This window comes from Dactylosporangium sp. CA-233914, from assembly GCF_050942935.1.
In the GTDB taxonomy this organism is placed as follows: domain Bacteria; phylum Actinomycetota; class Actinomycetes; order Mycobacteriales; family Micromonosporaceae; genus Dactylosporangium.
In genome coordinates, this window is sequence record NZ_CP192030.1 from 2,056,566 (window position 1) to 2,074,350 (window position 17,785).

General features: G+C 71.1%; 13 protein-coding genes. 6 read left to right on the top strand and 7 right to left on the bottom strand.

Features of this window, described 5'->3' with window-relative positions; translation table 11 throughout:
• Positions 1–1,134 precede the first annotated feature (1,134 nt).
• Together ACQPY0_RS09395 and rny are read left to right on the top strand one after the other, a co-directional pair.
• Positions 1,135–1,758, top strand: a complete 624-nt coding sequence (locus ACQPY0_RS09395) for a regulatory protein RecX (protein WP_432986942.1) — start codon at positions 1,135–1,137, stop codon at positions 1,756–1,758.
• 1,466 nt (positions 1,759–3,224) lie between these two features.
• Complete coding sequence (gene rny / locus ACQPY0_RS09400) at positions 3,225–5,006, top strand: ribonuclease Y (RefSeq protein WP_432986944.1); 1,782 nt, start codon at positions 3,225–3,227, stop codon at positions 5,004–5,006.
• A 444-nt stretch (positions 5,007–5,450) separates the two neighbouring features.
• On the opposite strand, the gene ACQPY0_RS09405 is transcribed toward rny, so the two are convergent.
• The 5 genes from ACQPY0_RS09405 to ACQPY0_RS09425 all read right to left on the bottom strand — a co-directional run bounded on the left by ACQPY0_RS09405 (position 5,451) and on the right by ACQPY0_RS09425 (position 11,570).
• Complete coding sequence (locus ACQPY0_RS09405; RefSeq protein ID WP_432986947.1) at positions 5,451–8,117, bottom strand: ABC transporter substrate-binding protein; 2,667 nt, start codon at positions 8,115–8,117, stop codon at positions 5,451–5,453.
• Between the two features lie 40 nt (positions 8,118–8,157).
• Entirely contained in the window at positions 8,158–9,027 is an 870-nt protein-coding gene (locus ACQPY0_RS09410; RefSeq protein WP_432986950.1) for an amino acid ABC transporter permease, read from the bottom strand.
• The gene (locus ACQPY0_RS09415) at positions 9,024–9,680 is read right to left on the bottom strand and encodes an amino acid ABC transporter permease (RefSeq protein ID WP_432986953.1); all 657 of its coding nucleotides are present in this window, start codon (positions 9,678–9,680) and stop codon (positions 9,024–9,026) included. The genes ACQPY0_RS09410 and ACQPY0_RS09415 overlap by 4 nt, the downstream gene beginning before the upstream one ends.
• 70 nt (positions 9,681–9,750) lie before the next feature.
• Positions 9,751–10,710: a glutamate ABC transporter substrate-binding protein gene (locus tag ACQPY0_RS09420; RefSeq protein ID WP_432986955.1), complete on the bottom strand. Its 960-nt coding sequence runs from the start codon at positions 10,708–10,710 to the stop codon at positions 9,751–9,753.
• Positions 10,711–10,823: 113 nt separating this feature from the next.
• On the bottom strand, positions 10,824–11,570 hold the full coding sequence (locus ACQPY0_RS09425; protein WP_432986957.1) for an amino acid ABC transporter ATP-binding protein: 747 nt from the start codon (positions 11,568–11,570) through the stop codon (positions 10,824–10,826).
• 559 nt (positions 11,571–12,129) lie between these two features.
• Between ACQPY0_RS09425 and miaB the strand changes: the two genes are divergently transcribed.
• Positions 12,130–13,602, top strand: a complete 1,473-nt coding sequence (gene miaB, locus ACQPY0_RS09430; RefSeq protein ID WP_432995119.1) for a tRNA (N6-isopentenyl adenosine(37)-C2)-methylthiotransferase MiaB — start codon at positions 12,130–12,132, stop codon at positions 13,600–13,602.
• An 87-nt stretch (positions 13,603–13,689) separates the two neighbouring features.
• Here miaB and ACQPY0_RS09435 read toward each other — a convergent pair whose 3' ends face one another.
• Positions 13,690–14,496, bottom strand: coding sequence for an FAD-dependent oxidoreductase (locus ACQPY0_RS09435; RefSeq protein ID WP_432986959.1), 807 nt, complete (start codon positions 14,494–14,496; stop codon positions 13,690–13,692).
• Between ACQPY0_RS09435 and ACQPY0_RS09440 the strand changes: the two genes are divergently transcribed.
• Positions 14,487–14,840: an alpha/beta fold hydrolase gene (locus ACQPY0_RS09440; protein WP_432986961.1), complete on the top strand. Its 354-nt coding sequence runs from the start codon at positions 14,487–14,489 to the stop codon at positions 14,838–14,840. The two genes, ACQPY0_RS09435 and ACQPY0_RS09440, sit on opposite strands and share 10 nt — an antisense overlap.
• Here ACQPY0_RS09440 and ACQPY0_RS09445 read toward each other — a convergent pair.
• The gene (locus ACQPY0_RS09445; RefSeq protein ID WP_432986964.1) at positions 14,773–15,981 is read right to left on the bottom strand and encodes a DUF349 domain-containing protein; all 1,209 of its coding nucleotides are present in this window, start codon (positions 15,979–15,981) and stop codon (positions 14,773–14,775) included. The genes ACQPY0_RS09440 and ACQPY0_RS09445 overlap by 68 nt on opposite strands.
• A gap of 229 nt (positions 15,982–16,210) precedes the next feature.
• On the opposite strand from ACQPY0_RS09445, the gene ACQPY0_RS09450 reads away from it, so the two are divergent.
• Both ACQPY0_RS09450 and miaA read left to right on the top strand, forming a co-directional pair.
• Entirely contained in the window at positions 16,211–16,882 is a 672-nt protein-coding gene (locus tag ACQPY0_RS09450) for a hypothetical protein (protein ID WP_432986966.1), read from the top strand.
• Positions 16,879–17,781 carry a tRNA (adenosine(37)-N6)-dimethylallyltransferase MiaA gene (gene miaA, locus ACQPY0_RS09455; RefSeq protein ID WP_432986969.1) on the top strand — a complete coding sequence of 301 codons (903 nt, stop codon included), beginning with the start codon at positions 16,879–16,881 and terminating at the stop codon, positions 17,779–17,781. The genes ACQPY0_RS09450 and miaA overlap by 4 nt, the downstream gene beginning before the upstream one ends.
• The last annotated feature ends 4 nt before the right edge of the window (positions 17,782–17,785 follow it).

Here is a 17,785-nt window from a genome sequence, read left to right on the forward strand (position 1 = left end):
CCGACTGGAGGTCCGATGCCCGGCGATGACGAGAACGCCGCTGTCGAGCCTTCGCCGTCGCCGGGCGGGACGAAGCCATGGCTCACCGCCGACGGGCCGGCAGCGCCACCGGTCCTGCCCTGGGATGATCCTGGCGGCCCCAATCCGTGGCTCGTCGAGTCCCCCACGCCCGCCCCGGCCTCTCCTCCCCGCCGCGACCGCCCCTCTCCCTCTCCCGCGTCTTCTTCTTCTTCTGGCTCCGCCGTCGTTTCGGCGTCGTCCGGCCTTTCCTTCGCCGACGAGCCTTCGCCGGACCAGGTGCCGCGCCCTACCTGGGAGCCTCCGCCCGGCAACCCCTGGACCTCGGCCGGCGACCTCGCGTCAGAGCCGTCCCCGCGCCCCGCCTGGGAGCCTCCGCCGGGCAACCCCTGGACCGACGCCGACCCCGCCGCGACGCCTCCTTCGCCCGCCTCTCGTTCGGGCAGGTCCTCTTCGCCGCCGACCCCGCGGCCGGCTGATCCCTCCTCCTCGTCTCTCCCGGCGGATCGCTCCTCCTCGAAACCTCCGCCTTTGGCTGGTCCACCTTCCTCCCCGGCCACCTCCTCCCCGGCGGGTTCCTCCTTCTTGCGGAGCCCTTCTTCCCCGGCGGATCTCTCTTCCTTGCCGGGCTCTTCTTCTTCGCCGGACATCGTTCGCTCGCGGCGGTCGGGCTCGTCTCGTTCGGCCGGTGACGTCGATGTTCCATGGCGCTCCGCCGATGGCGTCGATGCTCTGCGGCGCTCGGCCTCCTCTCGTTCCGCAGGTCGCGTCGATGGTTCGCAGCGTGCGGGTGGGGCCCGCTCGGGTGGCGACGTTGATGCTCCGCGGCGGTCAGGCTCGCCCCGCTCCGCCGGTGACGTTGATGCTCCGTGGCGGTCGGGGTCGTCTCGTTCGGCTGGTCGCGTTGGTGGTTCGCAGCGTGCGGGTGGGTCCGGCTCGGTTGACGATGTCGATGCTCCGCGGCGGTCGGGGTCGCCTCGTTCGGCTGGTCGCGTTGGTGGTTCGCAGCGTGCGGGTGGGTCCGGCTCGGTTGACGATGTCGATGCTTCGCGGCGGGCTTTCTCCCTTCCCTGGTCGGATCGTTCCGGCCCCGGCAGCGCGGCGTCCGAATCGGAAATGTCGGACTCGGGTCGTGGGGAGGGTGCCGATCGGGGCAAGCCGGGCGGGCGGCGGGGGCGGGACTCGTCGCCGCCCAAGCCGATCGATCCGCGGGAGGCGGCGCGGGAGATTTGTCTGCGGCAGCTGGCCGTGCGGCCGCGGACCCGGACGGAGCTCGCCGCCGCGATGCGTAAACGCGGGGTGGAGGACGAGATCGCCGCGGAGATTCTCGATCGGTACGACGAGGTTGGCATCATCGACGACGCCGCCTTTGCCCGCGCCTGGGTGACCAGCCGCCATCACGGCCGCGGCCTGTCACGGCGGGCGCTCGCCGGAGAGTTGCGCCGTAAGGGCGTCTCCTCGGACGAGGCCAGCGAGGCGCTCGACCAGCTGGCTCCGGACGTGGAGGAGCAGACGGCCCGGGCCCTGGTCGCTCGCCGGCTGCGGACGGAGACGCGTGGCACCCCCGAGTCGGTGTTCCGCCGCCTGGTGGCGATGCTGGGCCGCAAGGGCTACCCGCCGGGGCTGGCCATCCGGCTGGTCAAGGAGGCCATGGCCGAGCGCGAGGACGCCGCCGAGTTCGCCGACGGCATCGACCCCGACGCCCTGGCCGACGCTGCCCTGGATCCCGACGTGCAGTAACACTCCGTTCCGGCGCGTCCTGCGGTCCCCGGCTCGCGCGCCGTGATCCCCGGTTGGTTCCACTACAGCCGGCCCGGCCGCTCGTTCGCGTCCGCGGCGGTCGAAGGGTCCGGCGCGCACCTCTACGGGACAGGGGTCTGTCGATCTGCTGACACGTAGAGCTGTATCGCATAAAGCTAGCTGGCGTTACGTTCGTCCAGTGTGGTGGCGATGGCCGTTGGCGGACGTCTTGGTGTGACGGCCGTCGATGGCGATGTTGGTGACGGACACTGTCTGTGGTGGAATGATTGCAGGCGCTGAGTCAAGTATCATTGCGCTCTGTCGTTCCTTGATCACTCGGCGTCGAGTTTTCCGGCTCGGTGACGGCTGACATGCCGGAAAGATCCGCACAAAAGTTGCTGCTGGGACGTTTCGGCTGGCGACGGTACTTGACGGACTTACGTCCCGTATGGTGCCCGATCATGAGTCCTTGACCGAAGCGGCCTTCACGACCTAGCCTCGGCGTTACCAGATGGAGACCGCCCAACCACCGCGGGTTTACCGCACAACATAGATCGCGTCACAGATCAGCATCGTTTACCAGGTTCATAGCGTCTTTCAGCGCCACGCCTTGCGGGAGGTGTCGGCGCTAGCGGCGACCCAGCAGCGGGGCCCTCTAGGGCCCGATATTGATACATTTTGATGCGCAGTGGTCGGGCGTCTCCTCCCACAACACCCGCCGTCGCAGATGCGCGGCGCCGAGCGGAGCGAGGTGACGTCGTGACGGAGTGCGCCCGTGTCATCCTCTGCGACCCCGAAAGCCCCGGCGGCCTCACGGCTACGGGAGCAACTGCGGGGCGAACCCGCGACGGCGAGCGATCCGGCACCGCGCCGGATGCCGACGGCGATGACGGCGACGGGAGCCTCGCCCGCGGCCGGGAGTCCGGCTCGGGTCACCGGAACGGGCCGGTTCGCGCGGGTCGCGGTGCGGGAATGAGCGCGGCCCCCGGCCGGGGCGGGCGCGAGGCCCGCGGTGTGGATGAGAGAGCGATCCGCGGTGGGGGAGACGTTCTGCGGCGGATCGGGTGCTTCGGGCTCATCGGGCTTGAGCGGCGAAACCCGGCGGTCGGCCCAAGTAGGGTTGCAACCGGGGGCGGGACCGCCCGTACGGACAGGGCGGTAGGTGTGAACAGAGTTGTGGGCACGGGTCGGATGCGAGCGGTGCGGCCACCGGCCGGCACCCGGTCCGGGAACGGCCCATGGATGGCGCGACCGGGCGAGCCGGGCGCAGACCGGGCCGGGGTGCTGAATCGGCGTCGGGTCTTGGGGCTGTGCGCGGACCGCGTTGGCGTGAGCCGGACGGGCGTGGAGCTTGATGGCCGGTCGATGAGTGGTGCTGGGCGGGCTCGCGGCGGGCAGTCCTGCGTTGGGCGGGTCGGCGTTGGACTGGGTCGCGTTGAGCGAGCGGTTGCCGGCGAGGTGGCGGCGTGACCGGGTTGCAGATTGTGCTCACGGTGGCGATGGCCGTGCTTGCGGTCGTCGTCGTGGTCGTGCTCGTGGTCGCGCTCAAAGTGGTGCGGCGGATCGGGGGGACCGTCTCGCCGGCCGCGGCCAGCGTCGACGATCCTGCTTTTCTGGCCGAGAAGGACCGGCAGGAGCACTCGCTCGCGTCCCTGCGGACCGCGGCCGAGGACGCTACCGCGGCCGTTGACGAGGCTCGGGCCGCGGCGGCCGCCGCTCGCACCGAGGCCGCGGCCGCGAAGGCTGAGGCCAGCGCGGCGCGGTCGGAGGCCCGGCGGATCATCGACGCCGCCCGGGCCGAGGCGGACTCGCTGCTCGAGCGGGCGCACCGGCAGGCCGAGACCGACGCCGAGCAGGCCCGGGCGGTCGCCCGGCGGGCCGGGGAGCGCGAGGTCAACCAGCTCACGGCGGTCGCGAAGGAGCAGTCGCAGGACGCGGAGCGGCGGCAGCGGCGGCTGGACGAGCGGGAGCGGCTGCTGGCCGAGGAGGCCGAGCGGCTGGCGGAGCGGGATCGGCGCATCAGCAGTACCGAAGCGGATTTGTTGGAACGCGAAGCGTCCCTCGTGCGCAAGGAGTCCGATCTCGCTGAGGGAGAGGACAAGCATCGCTCGGAGCTGGAGCGCATCGCGGGGCTGACCGCCGACGCGGCGCGGGTCGAGGTCGTCGAGACGATCGAGGCGCAGGCCAAGCGTGAGGCGGCGCTGCTCGTGCGGGACATCGAGAACGATGCGCGCAACACGGCCGAGCAGCGGGCCCGGCACATCGTCGTCGATGCCATCCAGCGGGTCGCCAGCGAGCAGACCGCGGAGAGCGTCGTCAGCGTCCTGCACCTGCCCAGCGACGAGATGAAGGGGCGGATCATCGGTCGTGAGGGGCGCAACATCCGCGCGTTCGAGTCGACGACCGGGGTGAACCTGATCATCGACGACACACCGGAGGCGGTGCTGCTGTCGTGCTTCGATCCCGTACGCCGTGAAATCGGCCGCCTCACGCTGGAGAAACTGGTCCTCGACGGGCGGATTCACCCGCACCGCATCGAGGAGGTCTTCGAGCAGGCCAAGCACGAGGTCGAGCGGCTGTGCCACCGGGCGGCCGAGGACGCGCTGGTCGAGGTCGGGATCACCGACCTGCACCCGGAGCTCATGACGCTGCTGGGGCGGCTGCGATACCGCACCTCCTACGGCCAGAACGTCCTCAAGCACCTCGTCGAGACCGCGCACATCGCCGGGATCATGGCCGCCGAGCTGCGCCTGGACCCGGCGCTGATCAAGCGGTGCGCGTTCCTGCATGACATCGGCAAGGCGCTCACCCACGAGGTGGAGGGCAGTCACGCGCTGATCGGGGCCGACGTCGCGCGCAAGTACGGCGAGCACGACGACGTCGTCCACGCCATCGAGGCCCACCACAACGAGGTGCTGCCGCAGACCATCGAGGCGGTGCTCACCCAGGCCTCGGACGCCTGCTCCGGTGGGCGGCCGGGGGCGCGGCGGGAGAGCCTTGAGGCGTACGTCAAGCGGCTGGAGCGCATCGAGGAGATCGCCGGCGGCAAGTCGGGCGTGGAGAAGGTCTTCGCCATGCAGGCCGGGCGCGAGATCCGGGTCATGGTGCGGCCTGACGACGTCGACGACATCGGGGCGGCGGTGCTGGCCCACGATGTGGCGAAGCAGATCGAGGAGGAGTTGACCTACCCGGGTCAGATTCGGGTCACGGTCGTGCGGGAGTCGCGGGTCACCGAGATCGCCCGCTGAGTCCGGGTTCGCGGTGATCAGCGACGACCTATCGGATATATGCCGCGCCAGGCGAAAAATCCGATAGGTCGCGAGGGTCGGCGTCGAGTGTTGGAGCACATGACACAGGCATGACACAGGACGGACGGCGCCAGGCGTGGGAGCACTTGAGACGGGGCGGCTGGCGCTGGGCGTTGGGGCACCTGGCATGCGGCGGTCGGCGCCGGGTGTTTGGGGCATTTGAGACGCGGCGGTCGGCGCTGGGTGCTGGGGCATTTGGGACAGGGCGGCTGGCGCTGGGTGTCGGAGCACTTGGCGCGCGGCGGTCGGCGCCTAGTGTTGGGGCACTTGGCAGGCGGCGCGGTGGGCGCTGGGTGTTGGAGCGCTCGGTGATTCGGGTCCCGGCTGCGCCGATCGGGCCGGCGCCCGCCCTGTGACGGCGCGGTCCAAAGCGCCGTGATCGCGTCAGGCCGGCTGGATCGCGGACTCGGAGACCATGTACTTCCCCTTCACCCGGTACGCCCAGACCAGCGGATCGGGAGCCGAGAGGTTTCCGCTGCCGTCGAACTTGATTGTCCGGCCGGTCGTCGGGCCCTTCGCGTTGTAGGTCGACATGAATTTCAGCATGTCCTCGCGCGTGCCCTTGCCCGCCAGGAACCCGGCCAGGTAGACGCTGGCCGCATCGTACGCCTCCGGGCCATAGTAGCTCGCCGACTCGTTGAAGGCGCCCTGGTACTTCGAGGCGAAGTCGGCCCCGGCGTCGCTGGACGGCACGCACGGGCAGGTCACGATGACGCCCTCGGCCTTGCCCTCGGTCTTGGTCACGAAGCCCTGCGTGAAGATTTTGTCCGAGCCTACGACCGGCAGGTCCGCCTTGGCCGTGCGCAGGGCCTTCACGAAGCCGATGCCGTCGGTGGCCTGGCCCGCGAAGTACACCGCGTCCGGGTTCGAGTCGGTGACCGCCTTGACCGCGGAGGCGAAGTCGGTGTCGGTCTCGCGGATGTGCACCGTCTGGCCGGTCGCGCTGCCCAGGATGTTGGAGACCTGCTGGCGGCCGACGGCGCCGAAGTCCGAGTCGTCGTACACGATCGCGGTCTTCTTGGCCTTGAGCGTGTTCTTGATGTAGTTCGCGCCGGCGCGGGCCTGGTCCTCGTCGGAGCCGATGACGCGGTGGAACGTGGCCCAGCCCTGCTTGGCGAGATTGTCGTCGGGGGCGAACGGCGTGATCATCGGCAGGCTCGCCTTGTCGAGGATCGGGCCGGCGGCCAGGATCTCGTTGTCGTAGACGGGGCCGACCACGCCGATGACCTCCGAGTCGTCGACGGCGAGCTGGGCCTTGGACTTGCTGCCGTCGTCGGTGCCGGTGGTGTCGAACTCCTTGAAGCCGACCTTGCAGTTCGGGTGGGCGGCGTTGAAGTCGTCGATGGCCAGCTTGACGCTGTTGCGCATCATGACGCCGTCGTCGGAGTTGTCGCCGCTGGACATGCCGAGATACGCGATCTTGCGCCCGCACGCGGGGGAGGCCGCCGCCTGGGCGTTCTTGGACGGGCCGTCGTCGCCGCCGGGGTTGTCGTCGTCGCCGCGGTTGACGGCCCAGACGACGAGGCCGACGACGAGCAGCAGCGCCAGCGTGCCGCCGCCGACGGCCGCCACGAGGCCGCCCCGGCCCTTCCGCGGCGGTGGCGGCACGGCGGGGACCGACCAGGCGGGCGCGGGGCTGGCCGGCGGCGCCGTCACCGGCCGCGGCTGGGGGTAGGCCACCGGCGGCTGCGGCACCACCGGGGGGCGTTGCACCGGGGGAGCCACGACCGGGGGCTGCCGCACGGGCGGCGGCGAGGCTGGAATCGCGGTGGTCGGCACCAGGGGCGGCACGTGCGGCGTGTTCGACGGCATGCTGAACGACGGTGACACCGGCTGGCCGGAGATCGGGGCCGCCGAGACGGGCGCGGCGGCGACGTCCCCGCTCGGCTCCAGCCCGGGGCCGCCCGAGATCGGCGGCCCGGAGATCGGCGACGAGGGGCCGCCGGCGGCGCCCGCGACCGTGGCCCGGCCGGTCGGCGGGGCCAGGTGCAGCGCGCCCTCGGCCACGACCAGCTCGGGCTGCTCGATCGCGGTCGGGGCGAGGCCGAAGGCGCGGTGCAGCAGGGTCGCGGCGAGCGGGATGCGGCTGGAGCCGCCGACCAGGAAGACGGCCGAGACCGGGCGGCCGCCGAGCGCGGCCGCGCTGACCGCGATCTGGGTGGCGGTGACGGTGCGGTCCAGGATCGGGCGGGCCAGCTGCTCCAGCTGCTCGCGGCCGATCGGGACGCTCTCGTCGAAGAGGGGCACGTGGACGTACGTCGTGGCGGCCCGGCTCAGCATCTCCTTGGCGAGGCGAGCGTCCTCCCACAGCTGCCAAGCGGCGCGCCGGTCCGCCTCGCTCTCCGGGTTGGTCAGGCGGCGCCACTGCTCGCCCTCGCGGTCGGCGAAGTTGCGGCCGAGGTAGGCCACCACGGCCGCGTCGACGTCGAGGCCGCCCGCGTCCGGCAGGCCCTCGCTGGAAAGGATGTCGAAGCCGCCGCCGGCGTTGCGCCGCACGACGCTCGCGTCGAAAGTGCCGGCCCCGAAGTCGTACACCACCGCGACGCCGCCGACCGGCACGTGAGCGCCGACCGTGCTCACGAAGTACGACGCCGCGGCGACGGGCTCGGAGGCCAGCAGCGGCGCGGGCAGCCCGGCCGCGACGGCGGCCTGGGAGAGCGTCTGGCGGCGCTGGGGCGGCCAGGTCGCCGGGTGAGTGATCATCACCTGGGCGGGCTTCGCGCCCGCGACTCGCTCGGCCTCGGCCGTCACCCGGCGCAGGACGCTGGTGACGAGCTCGGCGACGGCGACGTCGCGCTCGCCGAGCCAGACGGTGCCCTCCTCGACCCGGCGCTTCGGATAGGGCTCGAAGCGGTGCGGCTGCAGCCGCGCGGAGTGCACGGCGTCACGGCCGGTCAGGATGCTGCCGTCGGCGTTGGCGTAGACCGCCGACGGCAGCAGGGGCGAGCCGTCGAAGAGCAGAGGCTTGGTGCGCCCGTCGGGCCAGCGCAGGACCGCGACCGTGTTCGAGGTTCCGAAGTCGATGCCCAACCTGAAGCCGGTGTCCGCCACTCGCGCAGCGTACGCACCGGGCGCAACCTTGCCAATCAACTCAAACGACCGTTGCGGTCTTCCCCGCGTCGGGCAGCGGGAGCGGTTTCGCGGTGGTTCTGCGCCGTCCGCCGCCGATCAGGCGTTTCTGCAGCCAGAAGGCGAACCAGGACAGCAGGCCGCAGGTGGTGATGTAGATCGCGGCGACGATGAGGTAGCTGGGCACGTACGGCAGCTCGAAGGCGAGCTTGCCGCCGATGCCCTTGCCGACGTACAGCAGCTCGGGCAGCTGGATGATGAAGCCCAGCGCGGTGTCCTTGAGCAGCACCACGAGCTGGCTGACGATCGCCGGCAGCATCGCGCGGATCGCCTGCGGCAGCAGGATCGAGAACATCACCTGGGTCTTGCGCATGCCCAGCGCGTACGCGGCCTCGGACTGGCCCTTCGCGACCGCGTGCACGCCCGCCCGGAAGATCTCGGCGAGCACGGCCCCGTTGTACAGCGTGAGACCGAACACCAGCGGCCAGAACGCTCCTACTTTGTAGCCGAGCTGGATCGGGCCGTAGTAGGCGAAGAAGATCAGCACCAGCAGCGGGATCGCCCGGAACAACTCGACCAGCAGCGAGCACGGGGCCCGGAACCAGGCGTGGTCGCTCAGCCGCCCGGCGGCCAGCAGCACGCCGAGGGCGAGGGCGAGCACGGCCGCCGTGCCGGCGGCCCGCAGCGTGGTCAGGTAGCCGTCGAGCAGGTCCTGCTGGACGGACTTGTACTCGAACTGCTGCCACTTCACCGCGTTGAACTGGCCGGTGCTGTAGAAGCGCTCGACGATGTACGCCAGCAGCGCCACGATCGCGATGACGGTGACGACGCCGAACACGCGGTTGCGCAGCCGGGCCTTCGGGCCGGGCAGGTCATAGAGGACGTTGCTCATCGCGCGACCTTCCAGCGCCGCTCAAGGGTCCGCTGCAGGGCGATCAGCGGTACCACCAGGATCAGGAAGCCGATCGTTATCCACAGCAGCACGTAGATCTGGTTCTCGCCGCGCTCGGAGAGGTAGAACTGGATCGCGCCGGCCTCGGCGACCGAGAAGCCGGCCGCGACCGTCGTGTTCTTCAGCATGGCGTTGAATACGTTGATCATCGGCGGGACCACCGTGCGGAACGCCTGCGGCAGCACGATCAGGCCGAGCACCTGCGCGAAGGTCATGCCCAGCGCCCGGGCGGCCTCGGCCTGCCCGACCGGCACCGTGTTGATGCCGGAGCGCAGCGCCTCGCAGACGAACGCGCTGGTGTAGGCGATCAGCGCGACGCAGGCGGTGGGGAAGTAGTCGATGTTGAGGCCGAGCTTCGGTGCGGCGAAGACCAGCAGCGCGAAGACCAGCGTGAGCGGGCAGTTACGCAGCAGCAGCACGTACGACGTGCCGAAGCCGCGCAGGGTCGGCACCGGCGACACGCGCATCGCGGTCAGCAGGGTGCCGATGACCAGCGAGCCCACCGCGGCGATCAGAAAGATCTGGATCGTCGTCCAGAAGTGCGACCCGATGACGTCCCAGTTGTCCGTCAGGACGTGAAGAAACTCGTTCATCCGCTGCCCATCGGAGGGGAAATGAGGGCGGGACGCCGCCCCGTGGCAGGGCGGCGTCCCGTTGTCAGGATCAGTACTTCTCCAGCGCCGGGGCGGTGGCCGCGGAGCCCGACTTGCCCAGGGTGCCGTCGTAGATCTTCTGCCAGGTGCCGTCGGTCTCGGCCGTCTCCAGCGCCGAGTTGACGAAGTCGCGCAGCGCCTTGTCGTCGTGCGGAAGGCCGATGCCGTACTTCTCCGGGTACGGCTTGCCGGTGGCCGGGTCGGTGAACGGCTTGCCGACGACCTTGAGCATGCTCGGGTTCTGCGCGGCGTAGCCCTTGAGGATCGCGTCGTCGGTGGTGACCGCGTCGACCTTCTTGTCGATCAGCTGCGAGACGCACTCGGAGTACGTCTTGAACTCTACGACGTTGCTGTCCTCGGTGAGCTTCTGGTCGCGCACCCGCTGGATCGGCGTGGAGCCGGTGGCGGAGCAGACCTTCTTGCCCTTGAGCGAGTCCGAGCCGGTGATGGACGTTTCGTCCTTGCGCACCAGCAGGTCCTGCGCGGCGATGAAGTACGGACCGGCGAAGGAGACGTCGGCCTTGCGCTTGTCGTTGATCGAGTAGGTGCCGACGTAGTAGTCGACCTCGCCGCCCTTGATCGCCGTCTCGCGGTTGGCGGAGGCGATCTCCTTGTACTCGATCTTCGCCGGGTCGATGCCCAGCTTCGACGCGATGAGCTGGGCGATCTCGATGTCGAAGCCGCACCGCTTGCCCGAGGCGTCCTTGTAACCCAGGTTCGGCTGGTCGAACTTGACGCCGATGACGACCTTGCCGGCCGACTTGATCTTCGTGAACGTCGGGCTGCCGGCGATGTCGACGCCCGAGGCCGGCGTGAACGACACGCCCGACGAGGTGCAGGCGTCGCTCGTCGGGGCACCGGACTGGCCCGGCTGGTTGTCCGGCGCGGGCGTGCCCTCCTTGCCACAGGCGGCAAGGCCGAGCGAAAGCGTGGCGACGGCGGCCACGGCCGCGATGCGCGTGATTCGCATGTGCTTGCGTGCTCCTTTCGTAACCTCTAGGCCGTCCGGTCGAGCCGGGCGGCCGCCGGTGCACCGGGGTGGTGCGCCCGATCCGTGTGCCGAGGTGTTCGCGGTTCGGAAAGTCAGTGCGTGAGGATCTTGGAAAGGAAGTCCTTGGCGCGCTCGGTGCGCGGGTTGGCGAAGAACTCCGCCGGCTCCGCCTCCTCGACCAGCTGCCCGTCGGCCATGAACACGACCCGGTTGGCGGCGTGGCGGGCGAAGCCCATCTCGTGGGTGACGACGACCATCGTCATGCCCTCGCGGGCCAGGGTCGTCATCACGTCGAGCACCTCGCCGACCATCTCCGGGTCGAGGGCGCTCGTCGGCTCGTCGAAGAGCATCGCCTTGGGCTGCATCGCCAGGGCGCGCGCGATCGCGGCCCGCTGCTGCTGGCCGCCGGAGAGCTGGGCCGGGTGCTTCTGCGCCTGCTGGCCGATGCCGACCCGCTCCAGCAGGCCCATCGCCCGCTCGCGGACCACGGCCGGCTTCTCCTTGCGGACCTTGACCGGCCCGAGCATCACGTTTTCGAGGATCGTCTTGTGCGCGAACAGGTTGAACGACTGGAAGACCATGCCGACCTCGCTGCGCAGCCGCGCGAGCGGCCGGCCCTCCTCCGGCAGTTTCGTGCCGTCGAAGACGATCTCACCGTCGTTGATCGGCTCCAGGCGGTTGATCGCGCGGCACAGCGTGGACTTGCCGGAGCCCGACGGGCCGACCACGACGACGACCTCGCCCCGCCCGATCGACAGGTTGATGTCCTTCAACACGTGCAGCTCGCCGAACCACTTGTTCACGCCGTTGAGCACGATCAGAGGCTCGTCCGTCATCATCCGCCCCACTGCGTAGCGATGCCCGTATGGCTGTTCGGTGTGAACGACGTTAGCGGGGCAAAGAGCCTTGATCCGCGACGCAGCGGTCACGGAGCGATAACGACGGCCGATTTGCCAGATGTGTCCCCGGCAGCCGGCACCGTCGGCGGAGAGCCCGGCGATCCTGGTGACGAACGACGACGGCATCGACAGTCCCGGCCTGCCGGCCCTCGCCGTGGCGAGGGCGCGAGGGGTGCTCGCCACGCGCGGCGCCTTCGGCGAGCCGCCGCAGGCCGTCCTGTCCGGCATCAACCGCGCCGTGGCGCCTGACGCCGTGGACGCCGACTGGCCGACCGCCGCCGAGGTGGCTGTCGGCCTGCTGCCGCTGCTGAGCGGCCAGTTCGCGCTCAACGCCGGGGGTCCGCATGTCGATGGAGGAGGCCGGCGGGGCCGCGGAGCCCGGCAGCGACGACGGGTGGCTGCTGGACGGGTACGTCTGCGTGCGAGGCGGCCGACGTGGACCTGCCGGGTCTCGTCGATACGGCCGGTGAGCGATTCGGGGACTAGTATTCGTGCTGCCATGACTGCTGAGAACCGCACCTTCCGAGTTGTCACCTACGGCTGCCAGATGAACGCGCACGACTCCGAGCGCATCTCCGGCCTGCTGGAGGAGGCCGGCTACGTGCCGGCGGCCGGCGACGGCGAGCCCGACGTCGTCGTGTTCAACACGTGCGCGGTGCGGGAGAACGCCGACAACCGGCTCTACGGCAACCTCGGACACCTGCGCCCCACGAAGCTCGCCCACCCGGGCATGCAGATCGCCGTGGGCGGCTGCCTGGCCCAGAAGGACCGCGGTGACATCGTGAAGAGGGCGCCGTGGGTCGACGTCGTCTTCGGCACCCACAACATCGGCTCGCTGCCCGTGCTGCTGGAGCGCGCCCGCCACAACGCCGCCGCCGAGGTCGAGATCCTCGAGTCGCTGGAGGTCTTCCCCTCCACGCTGCCGACCCGCCGCGAGTCCACCTACGCCGGCTGGGTCTCGATCTCCGTGGGCTGCAACAACACGTGCACGTTCTGCATCGTCCCGGCGCTGCGCGGCAAGGAGAAGGACCGCCGCCCGGGGGACATCCTGGCCGAGGTCCGGGCGCTCGCCGCCGAGGGCGTGCTCGAGGTGACGCTGCTGGGCCAGAACGTGAATTCGTACGGCGTGGAGTTCGGCGACCGCTACGCCTTCGGCAAGCTCCTGCGGGCCTGCGGCGAGGTCGACGGCTTGGAGCGGGTCCGCTTCACCAGCCCGCACCCGAAGGACTTCACCGACGACGTGATCGCCGCGATGGCCGAGACGCCGAACGTCTGCCACTCGCTGCACATGCCGCTGCAGTCCGGCTCGGACACCGTGCTGCGGGCGATGCGCCGTTCGTACCGGGCCGAGAAGTACCTGGGGATCATCGACAAGGTCCGCGCGGCGATGCCGGACGCGGCGATCACGACCGACATCATCGTCGGCTTCCCGGGCGAGACGGACGCGGACTTCGAGCAGACCCTGGACGTGGTGCGCGCGGCGCGGTATTCCAGCGCCTTCACGTTCCAATACTCCAAGCGCCCGGGGACGCCGGCGGCCACGATGGACACCCAGGTGCCGAAGGCGGTCGTGCAGGAGCGGTACGACCGGCTGATCTCGGCGCTCGAGGAGATCTCGTGGGCTGAGAACAAGCGCTTGGTGGGTTCGACGCTCGAGGTGCTGGTCGCGGTCGGTGAGGGCCGCAAGGACACGGCCACCGGCCGCCTGTCCGGCCGCGCCCGCGACGGCCGCCTGGTGCACTTCGCCGCCGACTCCTCGGCGGGCATCCGCCCGGGCGACATCGTCCATACGACGGTGACCTACGCCGCCCCGCACCACCTCAACGCCGACGGCCCCCTGGTCTCGCACCGCCGCACGCGGGCCGGCGACGCGTGGGAGGCGGGCCGGGTGACGCGGACCCCGGGCGTCTCGCTGGGCATGCCGACCATCGGCGCCCCGCCACCTCAGCCGGCGTCCGCCACCCACTGCTGACTCCCACGCCCACACCGGCCGACTCGTCGACGAACCTGCTCGCGCCTCCACCGCCGGCACCCTCTTCCCCCGCTCGCCGCGCCCTCCTCACTGACTTTGAGCGAATTGGGCGAGCAGGCTCTGCGGGGCGGTCTCGTTGAAGGAGAGGGCGAGGTTCGTGGCGGCTTCCCGCGCGGCCTGCGCGCTGCGTGGGAACAGGGCTTTCTCGTACTCGGTGAGCGCGGTCTCGATGTCGCCGGGATGCTCGGCGATGGCCTTGCCGAGTTCGGCGCCGTCGAGCATCGCGAGGTTGGCGCCTTCGCCGGCGAAGGGCGACATGACGTGTGCGGCGTCGCCGAGCAGTGTCACGCCGGGCACCCGGTTCCAGCGGTGCTCGATCGGCAGGGCGTTGACGGTGCGGGGGATCATCGCGCCGTCGGCTTCGGTGATCAAAGCCTTCAGCGGCGGTGCCCAGTCGGCGAACTGCTCGAGAAGGACCGTTTTGATCTTGTCGGTGTCGGCGAAGTCCAGCGTGGTGAGCCACTCGGGTGACGCGGTGATGGCGAGGTACAGGTGCAGGCTGCCGTCGGGTTCGCGATGTCCGAGGATTCCCTGGTTGGGCCCGAGCGCGAACAGCATGCCGCCGCCGACGACCGCGGCCGCCGCGGGGTGGCGCCGGTCGGCGTCGTGCAGGTCGGTCTCGACGAAGGAGATCCCGGAGTAGGCCGGTGTGGCGGCGGAGACCAGCGGCCGGATCTTGGACCATGCCCCGTCCGCGCCGACCAGTACCCGTGTGGTCACCGTGATGGTGCCGGCGAGGACGAGTTCGTGTCGCCTGTCGCCGAGCGGGCGCGCCTGGGTGACCTTCGTGCCCCAGCGGATGGCTCCTACGCCGGCTGCACCACGTGCCGACACCCACCCTGCTGGTCTGGGGCGAAGACGACCACATCGTCCCACCCACGTTCGGACAGGTATACGCCGACGCCTTCCCGAACTCCCGCTTCGAGACCATCCCCGGCGCCGGCCACATCACCACCCGACCGAACCCTGCGCCGACCTCGCGCCTAGGCCTGGCGCCGGCGGCCGCGTCGGCGAACGGGCCCGGAAAAGCGTTGACCACTACACGCACGCGGCGTGTAGTGGTCAACTTTCTATGTCGGACGGGACATTGCCCGTCACCGAGGAAGTCGGTCAGCCGGTGTGCTCGGCCATGGCCAGGAACTTGCGCTTGGACTCGAGCGCCTTCTCGGCGTCCTTGATGCGGCGCTGGTCGCCCGCGGCCTGGGCGCTGGCCAGCTGCTGCTCCGCCCGCGCCACCTGCTCGCGCATCTGGGCCAGCAGCGGGCTGGCCTCGGGCGGGGTGCGCCGCCACGCGGCGTCCATCGCGGACTTGACCTTGTCCTCGACGCTGCGGAGGCGACGGTCGAGCCCGGGCTGCGCCTCGCGGGGGACGCGGCCGACCTCGTGCCAGGCGCCCTGGATCTCGCGCAGCTTGTTCTGGGCGCCCTTCGGGTCACCGTCGATGTCGAGGGCCTCGGCCTGAGCGAGGAGCTCCTGCTTGCGCTCGAGGTTGCCCTTGAACTCGGCATCCCGAGCCGAGAATACCTCGCTGCGGCGCTTGAAGAAGGCGTCCTGCGCGGCCCGGAAGCGTTCCCAGAGCTTCTGCTCCGTGTCCTTCGCGGCGCGCGGGGCGGCCTTCCACTCGGTCATGAGCTCCTTGAGGCGGGCGGCGGTCGCGTTCCACTCCGTGGACTCCGACAGCGACTCGGCCTCGACGACGAGCTCGTCCTTGCGGCCCTGGGCCTGCTTGCGGCTCGCGTCCAGGGAGGCGAAGTGGGCGCCGCGGCGGCGGGTGAAGGCGTCGCGGGCGGCGGCGTAGCGCTTCCAGAGCTCGCTCTCGGCCTTCTTCTCGACGCCGTGGATCGCCTTCCACTCGTCGAGGATCTCCTTGAGCCGGTCGCCGGCGGTCTTCCAGCCCGTCGCCTCGGCCGCGATCTGCTCGGCCTCCTCGACCAGCGCGGTCTTGCGCACCAGGGCCTCGGCCCGGGCCGCGTCGCGGGCCGCGCGGGCCGCGCCGGCCTTGTCCTCGGCGATCGAGGTGAGCTTGTCCAGCCGGGCCGCCAAACCGTCGATGTCGCCCACGACATGGGCCTCGTCGAGGCCGCTGCGCAGCCGGCGGATGGTGGACAGTGACTGCCCGGCGTCGGCCGCGCCGCTGCCGAGCCGGGCCTCGATCAGGTCGACCTCGGTCACCAGGTCGGCGAACCGGCGGGCGAAGTGGGCCAGGCCCTCCTCGGGTGTCCCGGCCTGCCAGGACCCGATGGGCCGCTCACCGGCGGCCGTCTTCACGAAGACGTTGCCGTCGGCGTCGATCCGTCCAAACTCCGTAGGGTCGCTCATCTGCCCATCCTCGCTCCCGGCGCCCGTGGGATCGGGTATCCCACCGTCACGCCGCCATCGCACAGCAAAGTTCCCCAGGGCATTCTCACAGGTGTGCCCCGGGGCCGGTCGAGGCCCTGCGGCCGAACCGTGACCATTCCGGTGCCATTCACAGGTCGCGTGGCCTCGCCACCCCCGGCTCGGCCGACCTCCACGGCTGCGCAGCGACCGTCCCCGATAACGTTATGCCGTGTCACTCGTCGCCGCCGCGGTCTGCCCACATCCACCACTGCTGGTGCCGGAGGTGGCCGCCGGCGCGGCGGACGAGCTCGACGACCTGCGGGCAGCCTGCCGCGCCGCGGTGGCGCACCTGGCGAACGCCTCGGTCGACTCGCTCATCGTCCTCGGTTCCGATACCACGACGTTACGCCGTGACCCTCCGTTCGGGGGAACCCTGTCCCCATGGGGCGTCGATCTGGCGGTCGGGGACCCGTCCGGCGCGCAGCTTCCCCTCAGCCTGCTGATCGGTGCCTGGCTGCTGCCGGCCGCGGGAAACTTCCAGAGCGTGGCCGCCGACGCCGCGCCGCAGGAGTGCGCGCGCCTCGGCCGCGGCCTCGCCGGGGAGGCGGACCGGGTCGGGCTGCTGGTGCTCGGGGACGGCACCGCCTGCCGCACCGAGAAGGCCCCCGGCTACTTCGACCCGCGTGCGGAGGCCTTCGACGCCGCCGTCGTGGCCGCCCTGGCCGACGCCGACGCCGCAGCCCTGGCCGCGCTCGACCCCGGCCTGGCCGCGGAGCTGCTGGTCGCCGGGCGCGCACCCTGGCAGGTGCTGGCCGGGGCGAAGGATCATGCAATGCGCGGGGCGGTGCTGTACGACTCCGCTCCGTACGGGGTCAATTACGTAGTGGCGACGTGGGCATGAAGGACCTGATCGCGATCGTCGGCCCGACGGCCGCGGGCAAGTCGGCGCTGAGCCTGGTGCTCGCGGAGGCCCTCGGCGGCGAGGTCGTCAACGCCGACTCCATGCAGCTGTACCGCGGGATGGACATCGGCACCGCCAAGCTCACCGTCGCCGAGCGCCGCGGCATCCCGCACCACGTGCTGGACATCTGGGACGTCGCCGAGCCCGCGAGCGTCGCGGTCTACCAGCGCCTGGCGCGGGCCGCGATCGACGACATCGCCGCCCGGGGGCGGGTGCCGCTGCTCGTCGGCGGCTCCGGGCTCTACGTCCGGGCGGTCCTGGAGGACTTCGACTTCCCCGGCACCGACCCGCAGCTGCGGGCGGCGCTGGAGCGCGAGCTCGCCGAGGCCGGGCCCGCGCCGCTGTACGCCCGCCTGCAGGCCGCCGACCCGGTCGCCGCCGGCCGGATCCTGCCCAGCAACGGCCGCCGGATCGTGCGGGCCCTGGAGGTCAACGCGCTCACCGGCACCGCGTTCACCGCGGTGTTGCCCGAGCCCCGGCCGGTGTACGACGCGCTGCAGCTCGGCGTCGACGTCGACACGGCGCTGCTCGACGCGCGCATCGACGCGCGGGTCGAGCACATGTGGGCGGCCGGCTTCGTCGACGAGGTACGCGAGCTGCTGCGCCACGGGCTGCGGGACGGGCGGACGGCGGCGGGCGCACTGGGGTACCGGCAGATCATGAACATGCTCGACGGAGCGTGCGGGGCCGACGAGGCCCGCGCCGAGACGGCCCGCGCCACCCGGCGGTTCGTCCGCCGGCAGCGCTCCTGGTTCCGCCGCGACGAGCGGATCGTCTGGCTGGACGGCGCCGCGGCGGACGTCGCCGGGGCGGCTCTGCGCGCCGTGGGGCAAGATTGACGCC

What these genes read in the sequence shown, in the direction of transcription:
- ACQPY0_RS09395 (WP_432986942.1), top strand. Translation starts at nt 1,135, where the DNA reads ATGTCGGACTCGGGTCGTGGGGAGGGTGCCGATCGGGGCAAGCCGGGC.
- ACQPY0_RS09410 (WP_432986950.1), bottom strand. Translation starts at nt 9,027, where the DNA reads ATGAGCAACGTCCTCTATGACCTGCCCGGCCCGAAGGCCCGGCTGCGC.
- ACQPY0_RS09415 (WP_432986953.1), bottom strand. Translation starts at nt 9,680, where the DNA reads ATGAACGAGTTTCTTCACGTCCTGACGGACAACTGGGACGTCATCGGG.
- ACQPY0_RS09420 (WP_432986955.1), bottom strand. Translation starts at nt 10,710, where the DNA reads ATGCGAATCACGCGCATCGCGGCCGTGGCCGCCGTCGCCACGCTTTCG.
- ACQPY0_RS09425 (WP_432986957.1), bottom strand. Translation starts at nt 11,570, where the DNA reads ATGATGACGGACGAGCCTCTGATCGTGCTCAACGGCGTGAACAAGTGG.
- miaB (WP_432995119.1), top strand. Translation starts at nt 12,130, where the DNA reads ATGACTGCTGAGAACCGCACCTTCCGAGTTGTCACCTACGGCTGCCAG.
- ACQPY0_RS09445 (WP_432986964.1), bottom strand. Translation starts at nt 15,981, where the DNA reads ATGAGCGACCCTACGGAGTTTGGACGGATCGACGCCGACGGCAACGTC.
- miaA (WP_432986969.1), top strand. Translation starts at nt 16,879, where the DNA reads ATGAAGGACCTGATCGCGATCGTCGGCCCGACGGCCGCGGGCAAGTCG.